At 54.1% G+C, this 23089-nt stretch carries 16 protein-coding genes and 3 pseudogenes; 7 read left to right on the forward strand and 12 right to left on the reverse strand.

Annotation, left to right across the window (positions count from 1 at the left end):
- Positions 1 to 112: 112 nt before the first annotated feature.
- Positions 113 to 403, forward strand: a pseudogene (locus tag CVS29_RS15805) (transposase); the annotation flags it as partial.
- A gap of 15 nt (positions 404 to 418) precedes the next feature.
- Here CVS29_RS15805 and CVS29_RS15810 read toward each other — a convergent pair.
- The 7 genes from CVS29_RS15810 to wecB (CVS29_RS15840) all read right to left on the reverse strand — a co-directional run bounded on the left by CVS29_RS15810 (position 419) and on the right by wecB (CVS29_RS15840) (position 9987).
- Positions 419 to 724 carry a transposase family protein gene (locus CVS29_RS15810; protein ID WP_245932286.1) on the reverse strand — a complete coding sequence of 102 codons (306 nt, stop codon included), beginning with the start codon at positions 722 to 724 and terminating at the stop codon, positions 419 to 421.
- Positions 725 to 845: 121 nt separating this feature from the next.
- Positions 846 to 4745: a CDP-glycerol glycerophosphotransferase family protein gene (locus CVS29_RS15815; protein ID WP_110107297.1), complete on the reverse strand. Its 3900-nt coding sequence runs from the start codon at positions 4743 to 4745 to the stop codon at positions 846 to 848.
- Positions 4746 to 4893: 148 nt separating this feature from the next.
- Positions 4894 to 5592 (reverse strand): phosphocholine cytidylyltransferase family protein, encoded by a 699-nt coding sequence (locus tag CVS29_RS15820; RefSeq protein WP_110107298.1) that lies wholly within the window; start codon positions 5590 to 5592, stop codon positions 4894 to 4896.
- 201 nt (positions 5593 to 5793) lie between these two features.
- On the reverse strand, positions 5794 to 6924 hold the full coding sequence (gene wecB, locus CVS29_RS15825) for a non-hydrolyzing UDP-N-acetylglucosamine 2-epimerase (protein WP_373366696.1): 1131 nt from the start codon (positions 6922 to 6924) through the stop codon (positions 5794 to 5796).
- Between the two features lie 49 nt (positions 6925 to 6973).
- Positions 6974 to 7561 (reverse strand): YdcF family protein, encoded by a 588-nt coding sequence (locus tag CVS29_RS15830; protein ID WP_110107300.1) that lies wholly within the window; start codon positions 7559 to 7561, stop codon positions 6974 to 6976.
- A gap of 48 nt (positions 7562 to 7609) precedes the next feature.
- The gene (locus tag CVS29_RS15835; protein WP_146213082.1) at positions 7610 to 8791 is read right to left on the reverse strand and encodes a hypothetical protein; all 1182 of its coding nucleotides are present in this window, start codon (positions 8789 to 8791) and stop codon (positions 7610 to 7612) included.
- Positions 8792 to 8844: 53 nt separating this feature from the next.
- The gene (gene wecB, locus CVS29_RS15840; RefSeq protein WP_110107302.1) at positions 8845 to 9987 is read right to left on the reverse strand and encodes a non-hydrolyzing UDP-N-acetylglucosamine 2-epimerase; all 1143 of its coding nucleotides are present in this window, start codon (positions 9985 to 9987) and stop codon (positions 8845 to 8847) included.
- A gap of 167 nt (positions 9988 to 10154) precedes the next feature.
- On the opposite strand from wecB (CVS29_RS15840), the gene CVS29_RS15845 reads away from it, so the two are divergent.
- A complete protein-coding gene (locus CVS29_RS15845; protein WP_110107303.1) occupies positions 10155 to 11549 on the forward strand; it encodes an IS1380 family transposase in 1395 nt (464 codons plus the stop codon).
- 214 nt (positions 11550 to 11763) lie between these two features.
- Here the strand turns inward: CVS29_RS15845 and CVS29_RS15850 are convergent, their stop codons facing one another.
- Positions 11764 to 13434: a TIGR03767 family metallophosphoesterase gene (locus CVS29_RS15850; RefSeq protein WP_170121006.1), complete on the reverse strand. Its 1671-nt coding sequence runs from the start codon at positions 13432 to 13434 to the stop codon at positions 11764 to 11766.
- Between the two features lie 388 nt (positions 13435 to 13822).
- The gene (locus CVS29_RS15855) at positions 13823 to 14125 is read right to left on the reverse strand and encodes an IS3 family transposase (RefSeq protein ID WP_170121007.1); all 303 of its coding nucleotides are present in this window, start codon (positions 14123 to 14125) and stop codon (positions 13823 to 13825) included.
- A gap of 171 nt (positions 14126 to 14296) precedes the next feature.
- On the opposite strand from CVS29_RS15855, the gene CVS29_RS15860 reads away from it, so the two are divergent.
- Genes CVS29_RS15860 through CVS29_RS15870 form a run of 3 tightly spaced genes read left to right on the forward strand, consistent with a single transcriptional unit; the run spans position 14297 to position 17495 of the window.
- A complete protein-coding gene (locus CVS29_RS15860) occupies positions 14297 to 15499 on the forward strand; it encodes a tyrosine-type recombinase/integrase (protein ID WP_110107306.1) in 1203 nt (400 codons plus the stop codon).
- Positions 15499 to 16458, forward strand: a complete 960-nt coding sequence (locus CVS29_RS15865; protein ID WP_110107307.1) for a tyrosine-type recombinase/integrase — start codon at positions 15499 to 15501, stop codon at positions 16456 to 16458. Before CVS29_RS15860 ends, CVS29_RS15865 begins: the two co-directional genes overlap by 1 nt.
- Positions 16455 to 17495, forward strand: coding sequence for a tyrosine-type recombinase/integrase (locus tag CVS29_RS15870; protein ID WP_110107308.1), 1041 nt, complete (start codon positions 16455 to 16457; stop codon positions 17493 to 17495). The genes CVS29_RS15865 and CVS29_RS15870 overlap by 4 nt, the downstream gene beginning before the upstream one ends.
- A gap of 91 nt (positions 17496 to 17586) precedes the next feature.
- On the opposite strand, the pseudogene CVS29_RS15875 reads toward CVS29_RS15870, so the two are convergent.
- Positions 17587 to 17766, reverse strand: a pseudogene (locus CVS29_RS15875) (DDE-type integrase/transposase/recombinase); the annotation flags it as partial.
- Between the two features lie 269 nt (positions 17767 to 18035).
- Here CVS29_RS15875 and CVS29_RS15880 point away from each other — a divergent pair.
- Positions 18036 to 18344, forward strand: a complete 309-nt coding sequence (locus CVS29_RS15880) for a hypothetical protein (protein ID WP_146213083.1) — start codon at positions 18036 to 18038, stop codon at positions 18342 to 18344.
- 18 nt (positions 18345 to 18362) lie between these two features.
- Positions 18363 to 19804, forward strand: a pseudogene (locus tag CVS29_RS15885) (integrase core domain-containing protein).
- A gap of 1266 nt (positions 19805 to 21070) precedes the next feature.
- Here CVS29_RS15885 and wecB (CVS29_RS15890) read toward each other — a convergent pair.
- Together wecB (CVS29_RS15890) and CVS29_RS15895 are read right to left on the reverse strand one after the other, a co-directional pair.
- Entirely contained in the window at positions 21071 to 22201 is a 1131-nt protein-coding gene (gene wecB / locus CVS29_RS15890) for a non-hydrolyzing UDP-N-acetylglucosamine 2-epimerase (RefSeq protein WP_281268050.1), read from the reverse strand.
- Positions 22202 to 22317: 116 nt separating this feature from the next.
- A complete protein-coding gene (locus CVS29_RS15895; RefSeq protein ID WP_110107311.1) occupies positions 22318 to 22896 on the reverse strand; it encodes a YdcF family protein in 579 nt (192 codons plus the stop codon).
- Between the last annotated feature and the right edge of the window lie 193 nt (positions 22897 to 23089).

Genomic DNA, 23089 nt, shown 5'->3' on the forward strand with positions numbered 1-23089 from the left:
CACCAACTACGTCGCCAGGTCACTGCTCGAATCAGGCGGATTCAGACCGAAACTACACTCTTAATTCTGAAGAGCCGGGAAACTCAAGGCAGCCTAGGACGTCAAGGAGCAAGTCAGAGTCTTGTTGCGCACCGGCTCTCTGCAAGACGCTGAGCTGGCCAAAGAACGCCTCGAAGAGTTGGTGAAGGCGTCCAAGCAGCCTGAAACGACTAGGCTCTGGCGGACCATTTGCAGGTGGTGGAAAGAGATCGAGGTCCTCATCGTCACTGGTGCCACCACCGGAAAAGTCGAAGCGAACAACACCAGTATCAAGCACATCAAACGAATAGCCCGAGGCTACCGCAAACCAAACAACTACACATCGGTTATTCTCTTGAGAAGTGCCGCCCGAACGACGGCATGACACTCACCCGGGAATCTAATTCCCCACTAACCACGAAGAGCCGGTTTTGCGCGGGCACAATGACTCATCACAGAACAGCCGACGTTTGGCCCAAATAACTTCCACAGGACCAGCGATGGGAATGTCCTTGACTCGTTGTTGCCGGCCAGAATGGCGGCGCGTGCTGATGACCCCGCAGCCTGGGCAGTTGGATTCAACAGTGCTTTCACTATGGATTCTGCGTTGGCCAAAACTCAGCGTCTGGGTTTCTAGGACACGGTAGTCGTCCAGATTGAAGATCGTGGTGGCAGCATCAGGGTGCACCAAAGTAAGCTCGTTCAAGGCTCGTAGTCCTGTCAAAGATGAATGCGTCAGAACATCCAATACAACAGGGCTACGAGCCACGTTTATTCAAGGACACGAAACCAGATCTCACCACGAACCACGGAGAGCCAGTTAGCGGCTAATGTATTGATGCAGTTAGGTGCGGTCGCGAATCCCTATTCAGAATAGTTTCGAAACTATCCACAGCATTTCTTTGATAAACATTGGGATCGAAGGTTTTGAAATCCAGATTACCGCTGATGAATTCCAGCATTCCCTCGATGAGGCCATCGGCAGAGTTATCAACAAGCAGTCCATAGCCATCTTCCAGAACACTCCGGGGGCCCACTACGTCAGTCGAAACAACAGGAATACGCAACTGAAGGGCCTCGATAACCGCCAAGCCTTGGCCTTCGTAGTTGGAAGAGAATACAAAGCAGTCAGCTACAGCCAGCAGCGGGAATGGGTTATCGACAAGACCCACCAGTGTGACTTGGCCCTCAAGATCAAGCCTCTTGATCTGGTGTTCCAGGTCTCCACGAAGAGGGCCTTCTCCCAGAATCAGTAAGCGTGTGTTTGGTACTTTCTTATTGATGACAGAAAAGGCATCAACCAACTTCTGATGGTCCTTCTCCGGCGAAAGGCGTCCCATTGTAATGAACGTTATTCCATCATGGTCGACCAGCGCCGTACAGGAACTATCCGCAGGTAGACTGGAAAGATATGGAACACGTTCTATTTCGATAGGGTTATTCGCATAAGAAAAAGCTTTCTCATCCAACGAGCATACCTCGCTAAGATTCAAAGAATTCTCTTCCATGACGCTCTTAGTTACAGAAATAAATTCGTCATATCTTGAATAGAGACTAAAAACACATTCCAGATCAGGGAACCTTGTTATCCATTCGGCTCTCATATCATTGTGAAGATAGATGAGTCGCTTCTTCACGCGTGTGGATTGAGTTGAAAAAATTCCTGCCCAGAAACGGGAGTAGCCTTCAAAGTCAATAATGGCGTCAAATTCGGCATCGCCGAATATCCTAAGAAATTCTCGATCAAATATTTCCTGATGAAGATCAGACAGAGCGAGCGAATCGAATTTCATTCTTGAATTGAATTTCCCAAGACCCCAATTTTCTTCGGATGAGAGAAGTTGCACCCCAACTCGACCGAGTACCTGTATATTTTCAGGTAGCTGCGAAAATTTATTCAGACGTTCGGGATCGCCATATACAGTGTTAGGTTCAATCACAATAGTGACGTTGTATTTATCAGGATCTAGAGATGCGATAAGGTTTCCAAATGCTGTGGTAATACCATTCGGCATAAAGGAGCCTTGATAGAATAGCAGCTTCTTCCGATTATCTACACGGGTTGGAATTAGATGGGTGTCGTCATCCTCGAAGAAGAATGCGATCGCTCGTTCCGTGGCATTACCATCTTCCATGGGTGTGTAGATTGACTGAGAGTACCTATAGTTTTCGGTTGGAACTGATTTGCCCAGTGCCGAATCGATGGCCAGACAAACATCCTTAAGTGATTTGCAAATTGGACCAGGCATATCCTCAATTTCTAAACAAAAACCACGGCTGTCCCTATACTCATCCAAATCATAAGCATAGAAGATCATCTCTTTCCCCGTGGCCATATAGTCAAAAAATACGCTTGAGTAATCGGTGATCAAAACGTCCACTACAGACAGAATATCGTTAGTATCGATTTCACCTGACGGGATTATCGCGTCGATGTTCGAGGATGAAATGAATTCTTCAGCGAAATGATGTGCCCTAAAAACCAGATGGTATCTATCAGAGACTAGACCTTGGATATCCTGAAGAAGCTGGCCGTCATCAAATTCACGATCTTTTACGGCCAAACCGCCACGCCAAGTGGGCGCGTAGAATATGACCGGCTTATTCGTATCGGGCGCAATGCCAAGTGACTTCAGCATCTTGGTACGTTTTTCGGGAGTGGTATCCATTGTTTTATCAATTCGTGGATATCCGGTGAGACCAATTTTTCCCTTGAAATGACCTTTAACATCATGGGCCTCAATGAGGACTTCAGCGGTGTGGTCGTTTGGGACGATTAGGTGAGTTGTGTGTAGGAAGTTTCTGGCGACATTCTTGTGCTCAAATGCTCCAGACTTGACATGTTTTCCCATAGCTTTAAGTGGCGTGCCGTGCCAAGTGTTCAGATATCTCTGTCCATCTTTCCTTATGAAATAGGGAGGGAAAGTGGAGTTATTAACAAGGTATCTGCACGTAGCCAAATACCGAAGATAAGACTCGGAATCTTTTTGCACAATAATTACTCGTGAATCTTGAATTATATTCCGAGGGGTCTTATGTCGATCATTGACGACACACACGAATGTGTAGTCGGTGTAACTTTCGTCATTCAAAAGTGATTCGAGGATGGATAATGGATTACAGGTTAGAGATGCGCCATGATTACTTTCGAATAAGACATACTTATCTTTGAGGCTTAGATTTTTATAAAAATGAAGATAAGAAAGTCTATTTCCTTGCGGTGAAGTGAGATGATTCTTCTTCCCGACTTGCTGTGCAAGTTCAATGTCCAATAATTTCGACTCGTAAGATATGAAGCTGGCTTCTTCAAATTTTTGTTCGTCGTAAAGAATATTGGCAAGTTTTTGAACTGCTGTGAAAGAGACCTTGGGCTGGCGGTCAATAGATTTCCAGTATGATGCCTTTGCAGCGTCCAATTGTTGCGCTTCGCTTTGCAGATCTCCTAGTCGCGCGTATATCTCTCTACTGTTAGAGCGGCGCGAGAGTTCAGCTAATGCATCGATTTGTTTTAGTTGGTAGGTATGTAAATCCAACGTTGATGTTGTGTCTGGTGCGCTGTCGTCATGGATTATTTCATTAATATCTGAGTCGTCGAGTTGGACTTCCAATTCGCGATTTAGGAAAAGGCGGCTAGAGTATTCATAATTGCCTCCACGGAAACTGACGTATGCAAGTCTCGTGTGCCAGTCTTTTCGGTTGCTGCCGTCGAGGGCAATTGCATACTTGTAAGCATCTGCTGCATCCGACCATTTCTTCTGGCGTTCAAGCATGGTTGCATACTTGTAGTGAATGCGTGGTGTATTTTCAGAAAGAGATGCAGAAAGTTGATATGACGTCGCTGCGTCATCCCATTTCATTATTTTCTCATAAGAGAGTCCCAAGCGGTAATGCAGGTCAGAATTCTGTGGATTATTCTGAGTTGCTTGTTTGTATACACTGACGGCCTCTGGCCAGTTCGCTTTCTTTTGATGAAAAGCGCCGATTCCAACGGTACTGCTGTTGAGTTCTCTGTCTAGAAGTATAGCCTGGTTGTAGGCTTCCTCAGATTTTTTGCTATTGCCTGCCCTTTCATAAGCGAGGCCTTCAGCATAGTGCGACATGGGTCGATTGGCTTTAACTATATTTGCCTGAGCGAAAGCTTCAGCGGCCCCTGAGAAATCATTCATGAGCATGCTTGATTCGCCGAGTCGATCAAGCCATTGAATGTTTGTTTTATTTGCGCTCAGATTTTCTCGCAAGGTGTTGAGTTCTTGCCATCGACGCCCGTGTTGTCGGGCGACTTTTGAAGTGAGTTCGCTATAGCGAGCATTTTCCGGATTTTGCTGAAGGGCTATTTGGAATGACGTCAATGCCGCTTCGTGTTTGCCTAGGTAGTTTTGCACTAGTCCTCGGCGGTAATACCATTGATCCTTCGTGGAATCTAAAAGGATAGCTTGCTCGTATGAGACTAGTGCTTGATCCCAGAGTTTTTGGCGTTCAAGGATGAATCCCAGGCGATAGTGCCAAGTTGAAATATCTGGTGATAAGAATACTGCTCTGGAAATGTTCTGGATAGCGTCTTGATCTTTGCCTTGCATAAACTGGCTGTGACCAAGATGAAATAAAAGCTTTGCATTTTTCTGGTGTGAGAAGTCAGAGGCCTTGGAGTAGATTGCTTCTGCACGATGCCATTGCTTCTTTTGTTCAAGCTTCTTGGCGGCGAGAAATGCCGCTTGCCAACCGATCATTTTTTGTCCTAGTGTATTTCTTGATCAAGCGACCAGTGATTTCGAGATTTGACGATACGTAATTTGCGTGGCGTCGGATGGTATTCATTGATGCTATAGCAGGGGGATAGCTCCCTCGCGGAACTATCCCCCCTACTACGAATCTTGATTAGATGCTGGCGTTAGCGCGAATCAAGTCATCCGGGAAATCTACTTCTACAGCGTAAAATTCGCTGATATCTACTGGGAGCCATTGGACTTTGTCTTCTTGAATGGTGAGCTCAATGCCACCCTCGAAGTAGTCCTGTTCCTCAACTTGCTCCAAGCGTTTGATCAGCGCTTTCTTGTCCTTCTTGGAGACGTAGTTGATGCCTACTGCTTCACCGAGGGCTGCATCCTGTGGTATACGCTTAGAGAGAAGGTCGATGAATCCGTCTGCGTCAACGGTGTACTTAACTTCCTCATCTGAGACTGAGGATTTGTCTACGGTGATGAATGACTTTCCAGCCTTCATAAAGGGGCGGAGCATCGGGAGGATCTCTGGTGCGAAGACAACATCCCCGTTCATCCAAAGGACGCCACCCTTGGGAGAGTTCTTCAGCGCTTTGAGCAGGCTCTTGGAGGTGTTGGTCTGGTCGAAGTTCTCGTTGTAGACGAATGAAACGTCAGGAACGTGCTCCATGACCTGTTCCATTTTGTAGCCAACAACAATTGCCAAACGGAGTTTTTTGCCGAAAGACGTTTTCAGGTTGTGGAGCTGCTGGTGCATGATGGTGCGCCCATCACTGAGCTCAGTCAGTGGCTTTGGGTGCGGACGAGCCAGTCGAGTGCCCATGCCGGCGGCCAAAATTACAGCTTGAATAGTCATTACGTGACGGATCTTCCCCTAAATAAGTGAGTGAACAAGGGGAATCCATGGTCAACTTCTACATGGAATGGGCAAACAAGAGCTAGTGCCGAGTAGGTGTGCTTGGAATCCCCCAAAGTGGATTTTATCTTATCGATGGTGAAAGTCCGAAAATTTCTTGCCATGTTCACGAAGTTGTGACTCGACACACATTTGGATGTGCTAGGCATTAAACTCCAGTTCACGGCTACCCAGTCCCAACAAGTGTTCAATCGCTGCAATGGTTCGTGAAGCGGCTTTGCCGTCACCATAGGGGTTCACAGCTAGTGCCATGGCCTTGAAATGTTCTGAGTCCTGCATGAGGTGCGTTACTTCCGATACGATAGTTTGCTCGTTTCCGCCAATGAGTTTGACGGTTCCGGCCACTACGGCCTCCGGACGTTCGGTGTTGTCTCGCATGACGAGTACGGGCTTTCCCAAACTGGGTGCTTCTTCCTGGACGCCACCGGAATCGGTCAAAACAATGTGGGCCATGGACATCATGCGTGTGAACTCGCCGTAGGCCAAGGGCTCGGTAACCAGCACATTGATCTTCCCGTCAATAGACGGCAGGACAGCTTCGCGTACGATCGGGTTCTTGTGCGCCGGGAGAACAATCATCATCTCGGGGTAAGCGTCCGCGATCCGCGCCAGCGCACGTCCCACACCTCGCATGGTGTCGCCTTGGTTTTCACGCCGGTGGGTTGTTACCAACAGAATCTGCTGACCCGTTGCAGCAAGATGCTCCAGAGCTGGATCGGTAAAGGGAATTTGCTTGTTCACTGTCGTCAAGAGGGCATCGATGACTGTGTTTCCCGTGACCACAATGTCGGCTTCATTCACGCCTTCTTTGAGGAGGTTCTGCTTACTTGTGCTGGTAGGTGCCAAGTGCAGACTTGCTAGCTGGGTGGTGATCTTCCTATTCGCTTCCTCGGGGAAAGGCGAAAAGAGGTTGTGACTGCGCAGCCCGGCTTCAGCGTGCACCACAGGGATTCCTGCATAGAAAGCCGCGATGGCAGCGGCTGTTGAAGTTGTTGTGTCGCCTTGGACCACTACTACGTCCGGCTTAGCTTGCGCAAAGAGCTTGTCCAGCCCGGTGATCGTGCGCGTGAGAATATCTGAAAGTGACTGGCCCGGTTGCAGGATATCCAAGTCATGGTCCGGGGTGATCTCAAAGAGTTCGTTGACCTGATCCAACATCTCGCGGTGTTGTCCTGTAACTGTCACCACACAATCGAGTTTTGCTGATGCTTTGAGTGCAGCAACAATAGGCGCCATCTTGATGGCTTCAGGACGGGTCCCGTAGATGGGCATGACAATAGGCAAATTTCCCCCAAAGAAGTGAATTGGATATCTGGCAAGCTTACCGGATAGGGGAATTGCACTCGGGACTGAGGAATACGGTCAGTAATCCACCAGTCTCAATGACGAACCGCCGGAGCCATTGCTTGGGGGAAAGATCAGGATCGGTTGCAACCATCTGGATTTTGGAGGGAGTGCACTGATTCAGGAGCCGTTCGGATCTGGCTATGTGGTATTTGGAGGTCACCACCGCAAGCGACTTCCACCCTCGTTCGGTGGCCAACAACCCGATAGCGTCCGCTTCGCCACGGGTGTTCATGGGATCTGGGGTGAAGCAGATGACATCTGGATAGATGGCCTTGTTGCTGTGAGTATCGCAGTAGTCATCGGCGCTGGCATTGCCTGGGGTTCCGGTATTTGAAAGCACCAAGTAGGGCGCATCCAGTTCGTCTCGGAGCAATAAGGCTTCGAGTAATCGTTCCTTGCTTGCACCACCAAGCATCACTACGGCCTCGGCTTTTTGTGGTGTTGGGGTGTGTACGTTGTAAAACAATTGAGTTGCCACGAGCAGCCAAAGTACTACAACAGCCAGCACAGCCACGGTCACGTGCTTGAGGTGGCGGCGAAATGGGGTTGCGGTGGGAGGCATCGGCTAATTCTAACTGGCCATTGTTCTGGGACGCTCCGCTCACAAACGTTAGGAGGCGACGACGGGGTAGTACTTGGCCAGAGCTTCACGGACTCTGGAAAAATCATTCCAGTCCCGCTCCACGTAGAACGGAATCTTGGCCCCTGCCAGCTTCCCTGCCAGCCCGCCCATCAGCGGTGCCGGAAAATTCTCGTACAAGGTGCTGTTGGCCCGCTCGTAAAAAGTAAGATCCAGCTGGGATCCTAGATTCAGGATCTCGGGTGGAATATCCCTGACCAAATCGTTGGCGATGTCGTGACCGGCGTATTTGGCGACATATATGGTCAGGAAATCCAATGCGAAGTTTTCACCGAAGGCAAAGTGGGGACGCGCAGGCTTCTGAACTGTAGGAATGTGAAGGTCGGTGCCCAGCCGGTCCTCGATGATGTTCGCAAGGACCTGCTTTCGATACAGCTTTTCCTCGCCCGGGCTGGCCAACGACAACAGCGAGTTGCCAATGTGCTCGCGTTGGTACCGGGCCAAAACCAACAGCGTGCCGATCTCGGTTAGTCCGAGGACATAGGGCGCATTCTGGAACCCAGCAGATTTGAATGGCAGGAAAGTACCTCCGGCCGCAGCCACGGGGTTGCTACGCAAATTATCTGCCCCGGCCTCCAGAATGCTGCCAAAAGTGTGGAATTCACGGCGTTGGTGTGAGCTGGCGAGAATGGCTCCGGCGCCCATGAATGACCAAGAGTTTTTCTTCAGGGGCGTATCTAAGAGGTTTGTGGAGACAATCGTGGTATCGAAATTCTCAAAGAAGGTGCGTTCCCGGCCGAAGCGGCCGCCGAAGTCCATGGACACCAACTCTGTGCCGTCCGGCATTAGGGACAGCGCCGCAAGAGAATCAAAACCGCCGCTAAAACTCAGCACGTGCCCTTCGCGGCGGACATCAACGGAATGGCCGGAACTATTTGTGGTGACAGACGCAGAGGTGAAGACCTCTACCTCCTTCACAGTCCTCTCAGCTGGCGACAAATCCATGTAGATGTTCCGATACGTCTGTCCGCAGAGGGTTGACAGGGCCACGGCCAACATATTGTCATCCAAGTGGACAGGCTTGTTGAACTCAAACCACAAGGCGTGGCTATCTGTGGCTCCGTCGGCTGAAATTATCAGGCAATCGAGATCGATGCGCATCCCTCCAGCCATGCGAATGTTGCTGAATGAGATTGAGTTCGGAACGTTCAAGAGAGTGCCTTCTGATTGGGGAATTCGATGATTTTGAGTGGGAAGAAATATCCTTACTGCCCGAATTCCGGCAGTCGTTCGCCCTGTCCCAGACGCCGGCTGATGGCCGCCACGGTCCGGGCGGCTGCGTTGCCATCGCCGTAGGGATTTGTTGCGTTGGCCATGGAATTGAAAGCGTGTTGGTCGGTGAGAAGCTGGTTGACCTCGTTGACGATGACGTGTTCATCGGTGCCAATAAGTTTGACCGTGCCTGCCACAACGGCTTCCGGGCGTTCGGTGTTGTCGCGCATGACCAAAACAGGCTTGCCAAGACTGGGTGCCTCTTCCTGGACTCCGCCGGAATCGGTGAGAACCACGTGTGCCAGGGAAATGAGTCGTGTGAATTCCCCATAGGGGAGTGGCTCGGTTATTAGCACGTTGATCTTGCCCTCCAAGGCGGGGAGAACAGCTTCTCGAACGGCCGGGTTTTTGTGTGCGGGAAGAACTATGACCAGGTCTGGGTGTGAGTCTGCCAGCGTGGCAAGCGCTCGCCCTACGCCTCTCATGGCGTCACCTTGATTCTCGCGACGGTGGGTGGTGACAAGGAGAATGCGCTCGCCGGAAACGGCCAGAGCCTCCAACGCAGGGTCGGTGAATGGAATGTTCTTACCGACGGTGGTTAGCAAGGCATCTATGACGGTGTTGCCCGTGACCACAACGTGGTCAGGATTGACGCCCTCGGCGAGAAGGTTGGCTTTGGAGGTGCTGGTGGGGGCCAAATGCAAAGATGCGATTTGCGTGGTGATTTTGCGGTTAGCCTCCTCCGGGAACGGAGAGAACAGATTGTGAGATCGCAATCCAGCCTCGGCATGGACCACAGGGATGCCCGCGTAGAAAGCCGCGATCGCGCCAGCCGTGGAGGTGGTGGTGTCTCCTTGGACAATGACGATGTCCGGTCGGACCGACTTGAAAAGCTCATCGAGTCCGGTGATGGTGCGGGTCAGGATGTCAGATAGGGACTGTCCACCCTGATGGATGTTCAGGTCATGGTCTGGGGTGATGCCAAACAAATCATTGACCTGATCAAGCATTTCACGGTGCTGTCCAGTCACTGTCACCACGCACTCAAAAGCTGAGTCGGCCTTAAGCGCCGCAACGATGGGGGCCATCTTGATGGCTTCCGGACGAGTGCCATAGATGGGCATAACAACAGACATGGTTCACCTTCGTGGTTTACAAGGAGCTTGATCGCTCTGGAATCTAGCCTCGAGATTTCATGGCGGTATGACTTCGCGGCGTCATTAAAGCCTGAAAGGTGCCTCTGACATGGGAAAATGTAGTTACCACACAACATTTTCTACATGGTTTCAGGAGCACCTTGCAGGTGAATAACATTACCGGCTTTTACCCTTCTGTTCGAGTTGATGCCACCGGCGACGGTGTCGTGTCCCAGGGCGGCGGGATCGTCCTGACGGAAATGCTGAAGGCTTCCGGACTGACCACCGGCTTGGCGGAAGCGCTGGAGCCGTGGCGTAAGCCGTTCGCCACACACAATCCTGGCAAGATCCTCACTGATCTGGCGTTGTCGATGGCCACGGGCGGAGACTTTGTGTCCGATATCGACCGGCTCCGCAACCAGCCCGAAGTCTACGGGCGGATCGCCTCGGATCCCACAATCAGCCGCTTGTTTAAGGTCTTGGCCACTGTGCAACCGGCCAAGGCGTTGGTGGCAATCAACAAGGCCCGGGCCGTATCCAGGGCGCATGTGTGGGAGAAGGCCGGGGACGCTTCTCCCTTGCACGGCGTCAGTAGGAAGAATCCCCTGGTCATCGACCTTGACGCTAGTTTGGTGAATTCGCATTCGGAGAAGGATGATGCCCGGCCGACGTGGAAGAAGGGCTTCGGCTTCCACCCGCTGTGTTCCTTCATTGACCACGGCCTTGCAGGTACCGGTGAGCCCTTGGTGACGTTGTTGCGGCCCGGTAATGCCGGCTCGAACACGGTCGCTGATCACATCCAGGTCGTTAAGGATTCCATCAAGCAGTTGCCGAAGGGGTGGCGCTCTGGACGGAAGATCATGATCCGCACCGACTCTGCCGGTGGCACCCACGGGTTCCTGGATTGGCTCACCGATAAGCGCCGCAACTTCTCCTACTCCGTCGGGTTCCCCATCCACGGTGCCGTGGCAGAGGTGCTGCCTTTGGTCCCGAAGAAGGGCTGGTCTCGGGCCTACGACAGTGACGGGACTGAAAGAGACGGTGCCTGGGTTGCCGACATCACCGGCATGCTCGATCTGAAGTCCTGGCCTGCCGGGATGAGGGTCATCGTGCGTAAGGAAATCCCGCACGTGGGCGCGCAGTTGCGGATCACCGACATCGACGGACACCGATACACAGCGATTGCAACGAACCAGGAACATGGCCAGCTCGCTGATCAGGAAGTCCGCCACCGGCTCCGTGCCCGGTGTGAGGACAGGATCCGCAATGCCAAGGACAGCGGTTTCGCGAACCTTCCCTTCAAGTCCTTCACCGCCAACGAGCTCTGGTGCCATGTCGTCATGATGGCCACAGAACTCATGGCCTGGACCCAGATGATCGGCTTCAACGACAGCAAAGCCCGGCGGTGGGAGCCAAAGAAGCTCCGTGCCCGGCTCTTTGAAATCGGCGGGAAACTCGCCAAACACGCACACCAAACAACCCTGCACCTGGCCTCCTCAGCGCCGGATGCTCGGCTGCTACTTACTGGAGTGAAAAGGATCGCGGCACTGAGCCCGCCATAACCGGCAACCTGCCGCCCGTCAGCACTCACCCAGAAAAGCAAGAACCAGCACCACCGTGACCGGTGTGGAACCGTCACCGACAACCGCCCTCAAGGTCAGCGGTCAAAATGTCACACCCAGATGCCAAAATCAGGAGAGTCAGGCAGCCGGTAAGCCCTGATTCACCAGAATCCCCACGTCATGAAAGTTCGAGGCTAGAGCCACATTACTCCCTCTAGAACGGCTTGCTTAGTAAAAGCTCCACGTTTTGGTCGTTGTCTGTACCGATTCTCGCTGCGGTGTTTGAAGCCGGGCTATTTAGAGCAAGTTCCGAGCTAAAGACCGCCAGGTCTGCAGGATTGAAACTACCAGAGTATCTAATCGTTCGGGGTTCCGAATGATTTACCATGACTCCGAAAATAGACAACGAGCCGTCATCATTGTCTAGTATTTCGACTGTTCGAGCTTGTTGGGGGTAATCAATGTGGGAAGCGGTGTTGAGCTCCCAGAAACCGTGGTTACCCAAAACGCTATGCCGGGGCCACACTTTGTTTCGGTGCATGTGCCCGCTAACCCACAAAATGAGATTTGGGTAGCGCCCAAGAAGGTCCAACATCGCCTGGCCGCTAATAATGGACCCTGGATCGAGTCCCTGTGTTTTAGGTTGCGCGAACGTGTACGACGGGTGGTGGCTGAAGAGGACAACCAATCTATTTTCCACGTTTGAGTTTATGATGCGTCCTTGCAAATCGTACCGAACAGCTGATACCTCGTTCAATGCTGATTCAAGCCAGTCGGCTTGTTTGCGGCTTACCGAGCCTTGGCCTCCACCTGTCGTATCCGTTGTGTCGAGCATGATTCCTAAGATGCCGTCGGCCAGCGGAAAGGTGTAATAAGTCTCGCCAGTACGCAGGTTGTCAGTCGTGAATCCATGACCGGGTGGGCCCTGAGGTCCCGAATTGATTAAATGAGCACTCATAAACTCTGTTTTTGACATGGCGCGGCGATTTGTCGAGGGTTTCACGTTGAAGCCGGGCATTGAACTCACTATAGACGTCAGCTTGGCCGGGGATGGATTTTCGAGTGACTCCATGAATGACGAGAACTCAATGCCGCTCGGGATTTCCAAGGGGAACTTGTCACCCACGGCGAGGAATGAGTAATAGGTTTCGTTAGGTGTTCCGAAATCTTTTGAGCTCTGGGGAATCATTGCGTCGTGGTTACCAAACCCCGAGTACCAGGGAACATTGGCTCCTTCGGTTGACACAGGCTTGGAAGCGCTGGACAACAAGTGCGCCGTGTTCGGGAACCCGTATTTGTCTTGCCAAACCCGGGATCCAGTCTTCACCTTGGGCGGCACCGGTTGCCAGACAAAGCGGGCTATGCTCTCAGGCAACTCAATGGGCGACTGCATACTGGCTGTGTTTCCAGGCAAAGCAAACGCTGAAGTCTTCTCGCCATTAAGAGTATCGATGAAGGCAATAACTTCATTGGTGGCACGGCGGTCACTGGAATCGCCGGTTGAGATGTAGAAGTCGAATGGACGGTCAGTAATTGGGCCCGATTCCATTGAATTTAACCGTCGTATCATAGCATCCAGCACATGAACTGAAAGCGAGTCTTGGGGGCGGTAAAAGAAAGTTGAACGATCCTTAAGTGAATCGCCGGGCCTGAGTGCGCTCAGAACCGTGTGGGCCGGGGAGGTGGGATCCATGATGTGGGTATCGGTGATGTGTCCGAAAGCGGCAAGGGCCTTCCGGGTAGTTTGCCGCTTTGGATTGGCTGGGTACAAGTCATTTCGAACTACCAACTTCTGGGGGCTGTCTGAGGCAATACGAACATAAGGTTTCGTAGTTGATAGTCTGTCGCCACCGACGATTCTTGCACCAAGCGTCGTCAGACCCATTGAAGACTCCGTCCGTTTTGGCATGTCCCGGCGAGATGGGTACGGGTTTGGCTCCAGCGACTGAGGCCGTGTGCATCCGGCTAGGGCGAACGCGGCCAAACCCAACGCACCGCTCGCCAGAATCATACGCCGGGCAACCAAATCATCGGGGTGGTACGGATTGGGTGGAAGGTACCTGATCATGGAGTGTGAGCGATTCTTCGTTGTCTGCGTGTTCAAGCGGCGCATGGCCTCAAAAAAGTCTTTCTCACCCACAATACCCTGAATTATTCGAGTCGACCGGTCGCAACCCGAGGGATGCGAACATGCTGCTACCTGTTACCCAATATTTGATGATGTAGGTGTGAGGTGTGTCAAGGATCTGGGACGTTGGTTGGTCTCTTTTGGGTTAGGCAGCGAGGAGTTGTTGCTGGTTTTGGGTGGTGAAGTTGGTCATGGCTGTTGCCGGTGGTAGGCCGTCATTGTGGGTGTATGGTCTCCACCGGTTGTAGAAGACCTCAATGTAGCGCATGGTGGCCCGTTCGTCTTCTCGGCGGGTTTCAAAGCTGTAGTGGTGGTAGAACTCGTTCTTGATGGTCGAGAAAAATGACTCGGCCACGGCACAGTCCCAACACACACCAGCTAATCCCATGGACTGGCGGATGCTGTTGCCAGCGCACCGGGATCCAAGTTCACGGGAGGTGTATTGCACACCATGATCCGAGTTAAGCCGAATTCGGTTTAATTCCGATTATGCCGAGGAATCCGTTAAGCCGAGGTTGGTGTGTTCGCACCTGTAATCCGGGGTCTCCGGTCTATTCCTCGGCTTAATACTTCGTTCTATCGTGTCTTGTATCCATATTCCTAGCGGAAGGACAAGGCAATGGATACGACAGTTGCGGCCATTGGTATTGCTGTTGTGGCGGCGTTGGAGGACGCCGGTTACATGCACTCCACGATTGGTCAGGTTCGCAAATCCATCAAGTGGTTGGGTGTATTGGCCCAGAAGCAGGATGGTCTTTACACGATCGGGCTGGGTGCGGAATTCGCTTCCATGACGACTAGCCCGCGCACTGGGAAGTACAGTGCCCAGCGCCATACCGATTACAGCCGGTTGGCGTGGTTATTCGATTCGTTCGTGCTCACCGGCATCGTGGATGTTTCCACGCGGCCCAGCGGGCGGCACTGGAAGCAGCCTAATAGTGCTGAGTTCTCCGGGCTGCTGGATGCGTTCTCCCAGGACATGGAGCAGCGTGGCCTAACAAGATCAACGAAGAATAGTTGTGGGCTGTTGGCCTGTGAGTATCTGAATTTCCTTGAAGTGGGCGGGACTTTCTCCTGGGAGGACGCTGACGGAGCTAGTGTTCTGGGATTTCCTGAGTCCATTCGTGACCGGTGGGCGGAGTCGAGTATGTGGTCGGCGGTGGCTAGTTTTCGCCCGTTTCTGAAGTTCACGGCACGTACGGATTTGTTGGATGCGCTGGCGCTGGCCCGGGCTAGGCGGCACCACAAGATCATTCCCGTCCTGGATTCCGGGGTTCAGGAAAAAGTGGTTAATGCCTGCCAGCAAGGGGTGGTCTCTGCCAGGGACGCGGCGATTGTTCTGCTGTCGCTGCTGACTGGTTTGCGTGCATGCGATATTTGTGGTCTGCAATTAGCGGATATCGGCTGGCGAGGCGGCACCATTGGGATCGTGCAGCAAAAAACTGGGAACCCGTTGACTCTGCCACTACCCGCGCTGGTTGTTGCTAAGCTGGCCCGCTACGTCCTGGGTGAGCGGCCGGTCTCCGATGCGAAGGAAGTCTTTTTGAGGTTGAAAGCCCCGCATAGTGCTTTGGCCGACCACGCGAGTATTTACGTGATTATCAACAAAGTCTTCCGTGCATCCGGGGTGGAGGATGTGAAGGTTGGATCACGTGCCCTTCGCTACAACGCTGCATCGAAGTTGCTGTGGGCAGGTACCGCGTTGCCGACGATCTCGGCAATCCTGGGTCATGCCCACAGCGATTCAACCAATGTGTATCTCAACGCTGACACGGAACGGCTACTTGCCTGCGTGCTGCCCCTGCCGGAAGGAGCGCGGTGATGAGCAAGCCAGTGTTCACCAGTGTGTTCGCCGAGGACCTGAAACGGTATCTGGTCTTCAAGCAGGATATGGGCTGCTATGGCACCGCCCGCGGCTGGTACCTGAGCAGCTTCGATGCCTACTGCATGAAACACGGGATCGTCTTCTTTGACCGGCAAGCCGTCGAAGACTGGGTGGTCTTCAGGAAGTCCTCCCAGCCGGGCTCTCAACCGTCCTGGATGTCATACATCAGGGATTTCGGCCGCCGGATGCGGACCCACAACAACCCGGACGCGTATGTGCTCACCGAGTCCTGGCGGTCCGGATTTGTCCGTTCCCAACCATACTTGTTGAGCCGGGAAGAAATCTCCCGGTTCTTCCAAGCTGCTGCCGAGCTGAAGACCAAATCGCCGTGGCAATGGCAGTCCGTCGCCTTCTTCGGGTTGATGCACTCATGTGGGCTTCGGACTTGCGAAACCCGTCGTCTGCGACTCCAGGATGTTGACCTCCGTAAAGGAGAGATTGATGTGTTGTGGTCTAAAGGCAACCGAAGCCGGCGCCTGCCGATCACCGATGAAATCATCGAGGTCCTCACCAAATACGACCAGATGTCTCGCAAGGAATTTGGGCGACAGCGTCCCAGATTCTTCATTTCTTCAACCCCTACCCCGGTTACTCCAGCCACGGTAGGGGTCATGTTCAACCGGATCTGGGACCACGCCGGACTACCCCGAGCCGTAGATGGCCAGCAGCCGTATCCATACTCCTTCAGGCACCATTTCGCTTACGCCAACATCGAACGATGGATGGCAGAAGGCACCGACGTCAACGCGATGCTGCCCTACCTCGCCCGATATATGGGGCACGCCTCACTGGATAGCACCTATTACTACATCCACACATCACCGGACTTCATGGATGGCTACGCAGCCCTCACCCACGATAGCCAAGGCGTATTTCCCGAGGTGGGATTCCAATGAAAAACACAAAACGCGAAGCAGTCCCGGATTTCTGGGGATACGCCCGGAATTACCTGCACCACTTCCTGCCACAGGTCAGGAATCTGGCCCCGCGCAGCATTGAGGCATACAGGATCACTCTGGAGAGCTACATCCACTACCTCGTCACCGAGAAACAGGTTCCTTGTCAAGCCATCAGCTTTGACGACTTCGACCGTCAAATCATCAAAGACTGGATGGTTTGGATGCGCCAACTCAAGAACTACGAGCCGGCAACCATCGGCCTACGCCTGAGCGCGATCAAAGCTTTCCTGAGTTTCACCGCGGCAGAGGAGATCACCCTGGTCGCTCTCTACCAAGGGGCGAAGACTCTCAAAGCACCGGCCACACCACGCAAACCCATTGAATACCTCCAGGAGAACGAGACGACAGCGGTCTTGGCCGCCCACAACGGCAATGACTTGAAGTCACGACGGAATCGGATGCTGCTGATCCTGCTCTACGACAGTGGTGCACGCGTTGGTGAGATCACCGCGCTCACACTTGGCGATCTGACACTATCGAAGCCGGCCCGCCTGGTTCTCACAGGGAAACGGGACAAGAGTCGCGTCGTTCCCCTAGGCGAGAAAACAGTCGAACACCTTTTGGTCTACCTCGAAGAATTCCACCCTCAACGCGCCACCGAGTCCGCTACACGTCCGCTCTTCTACAGCTACCACCGCGGCCAAGCAACCTCCCTTTCCAGTGACACCGTCGCTGTGGTGCTGACCAAAGCCGGGGACCTCGCCCGCCAACGGTGCCCGTCGATCCCGGAGAACCTGCACTGCCACATGCTGCGGAAAACCAAGGCCATGGACCTCTACAAACAAGGAGTACCGCTACCGATCATCATGCAGCTACTTGGCCACGAAAGCATGAGCACCACCTCAGCGTTCTACGCCTTCGCTACCCTCGATATGATGCGCGAAGCAATGAAGGCAGCCACCCCAGCCATCAAAGAATCAAGCACCCAAGCACTCAGCAACGACGAACTACAGCTTCTCTACACCCTGAAATAGTCCACAACGTTAAGCCGAGGAACAAACTAGAGAACCCGGATTACAGGGGCGAACACACCAAACTCGGCTTAACGGATTCCTCGGCATAATAGGAATGAGAAATTGCGCCGGCACGTAGATGGCCGCGGTCTCTGGCCATTGTCAGCGCGCTGACACAGAGGGAGGCGCGCATGTGATCTGCCATGGCCCAGCCCACGATCATGCGGGTGCATAGGTCGATGACGGTGGCTAGGTACAGCCATCCCTCCCCGGTCCGCAAGTAGGTAAGGTCCTATGCCGACCTTTGGATTATGCCGATCTATCCTGTGCTGTGCAGGGATGGGGCGGTATTGATCTCTAGAAGGTCGGCATAGTTGGGGCCATGCTTCATACACTAGATGTTTGGAGGTGAGGTTCGTGACGAAGAGATCGTTGACGGCCCGACCGCATGCGGAACCGATTCCATGGGCGCCGGTAGGCCCCTTAGTGCCAGTGGTGCTGGATGAGTGTCGGATATGGATATTTGGGCAAGGGTATTCGCGAAAATCGGCGGCCAGGGTAGTGAATCTTGCAGCACGTCTGAGCCTGTGGATGCAGGGGGTAGGCGTTGGCGTTGGCGCCATCTATGAGGACTTGCTGGCTCGGTTCGTTGCTGCGGAAAACTCACGCGAGTTTGTGTGTGTCACGGTGAAGAGCTCGATGAGTGCAATGCGCAGATTCTTAATTAATGCCGGCTACCTTACCTTGGCTGTGGCCGATGGTGGCCCGGCCACGCCAGCCCTCCTCCCTCAAGTCATCGTGGACACACGATCTCATGACATCGGGGACGTGGTGTCTCATGACTTCGTGGCCACGAGACTGGCAGGTTGACCTGTCATGGTCGATGGCATGACTAATGCGCTTTCGCCCCGTGTTCGGGCCATAATTATCAATTACGACCCCTTGCAGCCTCATGCGCTGCCTGTGACCGAGTTTTGTCGCTCGTTGAAGGTTTCTAGGAGCGTGTTTTACAAGATTCGTGACCGTTCAGCCAGCGAATCAACGGCCGCACTGCATCCGCGGTCCCGTGCACCGAAACAACCTGCCAGACGGTACGGGCCCGATGTTGTCAACGAGCTGGTGAAGATCCGTAAACAGCTCAAACTCAATGGGTGGGACTCCGGGCCCCGAACGCTCTATTACGAGGCTACGACCCAAGGGATCTTCGCTGGCGGGGTGGTGCCTGTTGGCGGCCATAGTGCGGCTGCTTTCCAGCGTCGGACAGGTCGATTCGGCACCGAGAAAACGCCCGAAGTCTTCCTATATCCCGTTTGCACGATCCTCGGCGATGGCGATGTGGCAGCTGGACACGTTCGGATACCGCCTCACCAACGGAAAAGTCGTCACCATTTACCAGGTCATTGACGATGCCACCCGCTATGACGTGGGCACTTGGGCCCATGCCCGGCACGAGAACAGCGCCGACGCGAAACTAGTGCTCGAGCGCGCGATCAAGGAACACGGGGCACCGCTAGAGGTACTCAGTGACAACTCTCTGGCATTTAATCAGCTGCGCCAGGGCGGCGTCGGATCCGTGGAGATCTTCCTTGCCTCCCGCGGCACGATGCCGATCAGCGGGCTGCCCGGCAAGCCAACCACGCAAGGAAAAAATGAGCGCTCGCACCAGACCCTGATCCGTTTCCTTGACGCGAACCAGCCGGCCACACTCGAGCAACTGCGCACGCGCATCACCCGCTTCCGGGATCACTACAACAACCGTCGGCCCCACCAGGCCCTGGAGCAAGCGACCCCAACGGGCGGGGTGAAAGCTGCTGGAGCACACACAGGCAACGGAGCCGATTCCGCTGGTCATCCTCGAAGGCAAGGCGGCCCAATACCGTCAGGTACCCAGGCTGCGCCAAACTGAGCTTGGCCGTCCCTCTTTGACGATCAGCAAGGACGGGCAGCTGTTGCCCGAACCGGCCACCACCGCTGCGCAGGAACGACAGGCCGCTGACCAGTTGCTGGTGGAAGTGACCGCAGCGAATAGGCAGGTCTACTATCAGGGGTATCATGTGTAGCTGCCGGCGACGTTCGTCGGGCGCCAGTTCTACCGGACCATGACCGATGACGAATTCCTCCTGTCGGCCCCGGAATCCAGGGAAGTCGTGTTCTCGTTCTCGCTGCCCATGATCGCCCTGCAGATCAGGGGACGGTACGTGGCTTCTTACGCCATCTAAGGCGCCAGGATATGGAACCCGAGCAAACACTGGGAGCGAAAACTCGCAGAATTCCAGGAGCACTATGCCCAGCGGCAACAACAGCTCCCCGCGGTCTTAGGCGACCGGTAGGGCTTCCATCAGTGACGCCGGGGCAAGACGGTGGATGTGTACAAACCCATGAGTCCCGGTGTCACCGAAGAGATGAGATCCGGTGTCTACGAAGTGACGAGAGTACACACCAACTACGTGGACCAGCAGTACCAAATAGGGCTATCCGCCATCCACGAAGCGCAGTTAGCCGGTTCAGGCGTGGGGGTTGGCATTTATCGCGTTGTCGGATATGAGCGGGTCTGATTCTCTGCCAGCGTAGGCGAGGTACCGCGAACAGGCTCGGGGGCCATGCCGAACATCACCAGGTTCGCGGGCATTGATCTGGACAGTTCTAGGACCTGCGTCTTTCCGCTAGTGCTGAGTGTCACCCCGGATTCGTGAAGGTTGAGGGAGAGAGATCTCCGATGACGTAGCCCTTCTCCACGACGAACGGATTGCGCAAAGCTTGAACCGGTCGGTACGGTTGGGCGTCAGGTTATAGGGCCTTCAAATCCGCACGACGGTGGATTTGCAGGCCGATGCACACTGCCTCATTGGGGCGTACCAGTGGTTCGCTTTTCCGGAGTACTTTCCAAGGTGAGACCACGATATCTTCGACCTGCTCGATGTTGATAGTGGCGGGGCGCTTAGGTGTTCGTCACCACTGAGTCCTTCCAGGTGAGTATTCGACATAGCGTGAGCGCCACTTTGTCTCTGGCGGGGTCGAACACCGGGCTAAAGCCGCGACGTCCTTGTCTATCATTCTCGGGTACAGGCAAGTATGATCCGTGAACGCAGTGCTGGAGCTTGGAAACACCTGCACAAGTGAGCCCATCGGGCAAACTGATCGATACTTCATCGGTGAGGACCAGTTGAACTTTGGGGCGACCGGTGCATGACAGGCATAGAATTTGACACTTGTTCGACGAATTTTTGACGCCGGAAGCTAGGTGGTGCGCCTTGGGCGAGACTGAGGTTTCGCAGCGGAGGAGCCCGCACTTTGCCTAGAGGAAGACCCTGACGGTGGGCCATTTCGCATTCGCCGTAGCCAGCGCATGCGTTTGGGTGAGCGTGACGGCCCGCGAACTGCTGCACCGACTTGGCCCGATCTAGGCGCACCGGCCGCCCGCGGGAGGGAGCTTCGCGAAGTCCGACCAGCCATGGCCAACAGCCACCATACAACACTTTCGACAAGCTGCCAGAAGGAGTCCGGCTTCGACGGCAATGTCTTATTCTTGAGCCCACGACGGTCCTACCCGCATGGAGGCTGTGTCGTTCAGTGTAGGATCGTGACTTTCAGTGGGACTATCGCTCGAAGTCCGGCAATCGCGCACCATGTAAAAGCAACCGCTCAATCGCCGCAACCGTCCTGGCCGCCGCCTTGCCGTCGCCGTACGGGTTCGTAGCCAGTGCCATGGATTCGTAGTGAGTAGGGTCCTGCATGAGCCTGTCTACTTCCGAAATTATCGCGCCCTCGTCGGTGCCAATGAGTTTAACAGTGCCTGCCAGGACGGCTTCGGGACGCTCAGTGTTTTCGCGCATGACCAAGACCGGCTTGCCCAGACTGGGGGCCTCTTCCTGCACGCCGCCAGAATCTGTCAGGACAATGTGGGCCATGGAGATCAATCGGGTGAATTCGCCGTATGCCAATGGCTCAGTGATAATGACGTTGGACTTGCCCTTGAGTGCGGGGAGGATGGCTTTGCGCACTACCGGATTCTTGTGAGCCGGCAGCACGATCATCATGTTGGGATAGGTGTCGGCGATGATTGCCAGTGCACGCCCGACACCCCTCATTGTGCCTCCTTGGTTCTCACGCCGGTGAGTCGTTACCAACAGGACTTGTTTATCCGATGCATCGAGTTCTTCGAGGGCAGGATTGGTAAACGGCACCCTTTTATCCACCGTGGTCAGCAGTGCGTCAATCACTGTGTTTCCTGTGACCACAATGGCAGCCTCATTCACCCCCTCATCCAGCAGATTTTTCCTACTTGTGCTGGTGGGGGCCAGATGCAAGCTGGCGATCTGCGTGGTGATTTTCCTGTTGGCTTCTTCGGGGAAAGGAGAGAAAAGATTGTGGCTGCGCAGGCCTGCTTCTACGTGGACAACGGGAATACCCCGGTAAAACGCCGCGATGGCAGCAGCAGTCGAGGTTGTAGTGTCTCCTTGAACCACCACGGCATCAGGTGCGTTGGTGGCGAACAACTCATCGAGACGCTTGATGGTCCGCGACATGATGCGGGAAAGCGACTGACCGTGCTTGAGGATTTTCAGATCATGGTCAGGTACGATGTCAAACAATTCGTTGACCTGGTCGAGCATTTCCCGGTGCTGCCCGGTGACCGTCACCACGCAGTCCAGCGTGTCAGAGGCCTTCAGGGCCGCAACAATCGGGGCCATCTTGATGGCTTCCGGGCGGGTGCCGTAAATCGGCATGACAACAGGCAAAGTTCCCCCAAGGATGAAAATGTGGTTTAGAGGCCATCATATCCGACGTTTGTATTCTTCCAGACGTTTGGCGGCCAGCCTCTCATCGTTCATCCGCCGTTCACTTACCTAATGGGGGAATCACATTCTGGATTCAAGAATACCGTGAGTAACCCGCCGGTCTCAATGACAAAGCGCCGAAGCCACTGTGCCGCCGATAGCTCAGGATCTGTGGCCGCCAACTGAACCTTGGAAGGCGTGCATTGGTTCATCAGGCGTTCCGACCGGGCCACGTGGTACTTGGAGGTCACCACCACAATCGATTTCCAGCCACGTTCGCTCGCCAGAAGTCCAACTGCGTCCGCCTCGCCGCGCGTGTCCATGGGCTCAGGGAGGAAGCATATCACCGACGGATCCAAAGAATGAGCCTCACAGTAGCTGTCCGCCGAAGCATTTCCCGGAGTGCCGGTGTTGGACAGGACCAAGATCGGGGCACCGAGTTCATTTCGTAGCTTTAAAGCTTCAGGCAACCGTTCCTTGCTGGCGCCGCCAAGCATAACCACAGCGTCGGCCTTCTTCAGGGGAGGGGTGCGCACGTTGTAGAACAGCTGGAACGCGAAAAACAGCCATATGATCAGCACTGTCAGCACCGCCAGGGCAACCCGACGTAGAGTGCGGCTGAGTGGTGATTTGGAGGCAGACATCGGCCCAGTCTAACGGGGGATCATGCCAGTCACGTTTCAATGGCCCCTTCCAACTGTGCGCCCATCGGGTGATCGGTTAGCCCAGAGTGGGAAGTGGAGAGAGCGCCACAGGACCAGATCGGGATCAGTGTCCTGCCAACCAGGGCCGTGATCACAGATACGCGGCGGTTAGCATAATTGCATGGGTTCATAG

The sequence above is a fragment of the Arthrobacter psychrochitiniphilus genome, assembly GCF_003185915.1.
GTDB classification, from domain to species: Bacteria; Actinomycetota; Actinomycetes; order Actinomycetales; family Micrococcaceae; genus Specibacter; species Specibacter psychrochitiniphilus.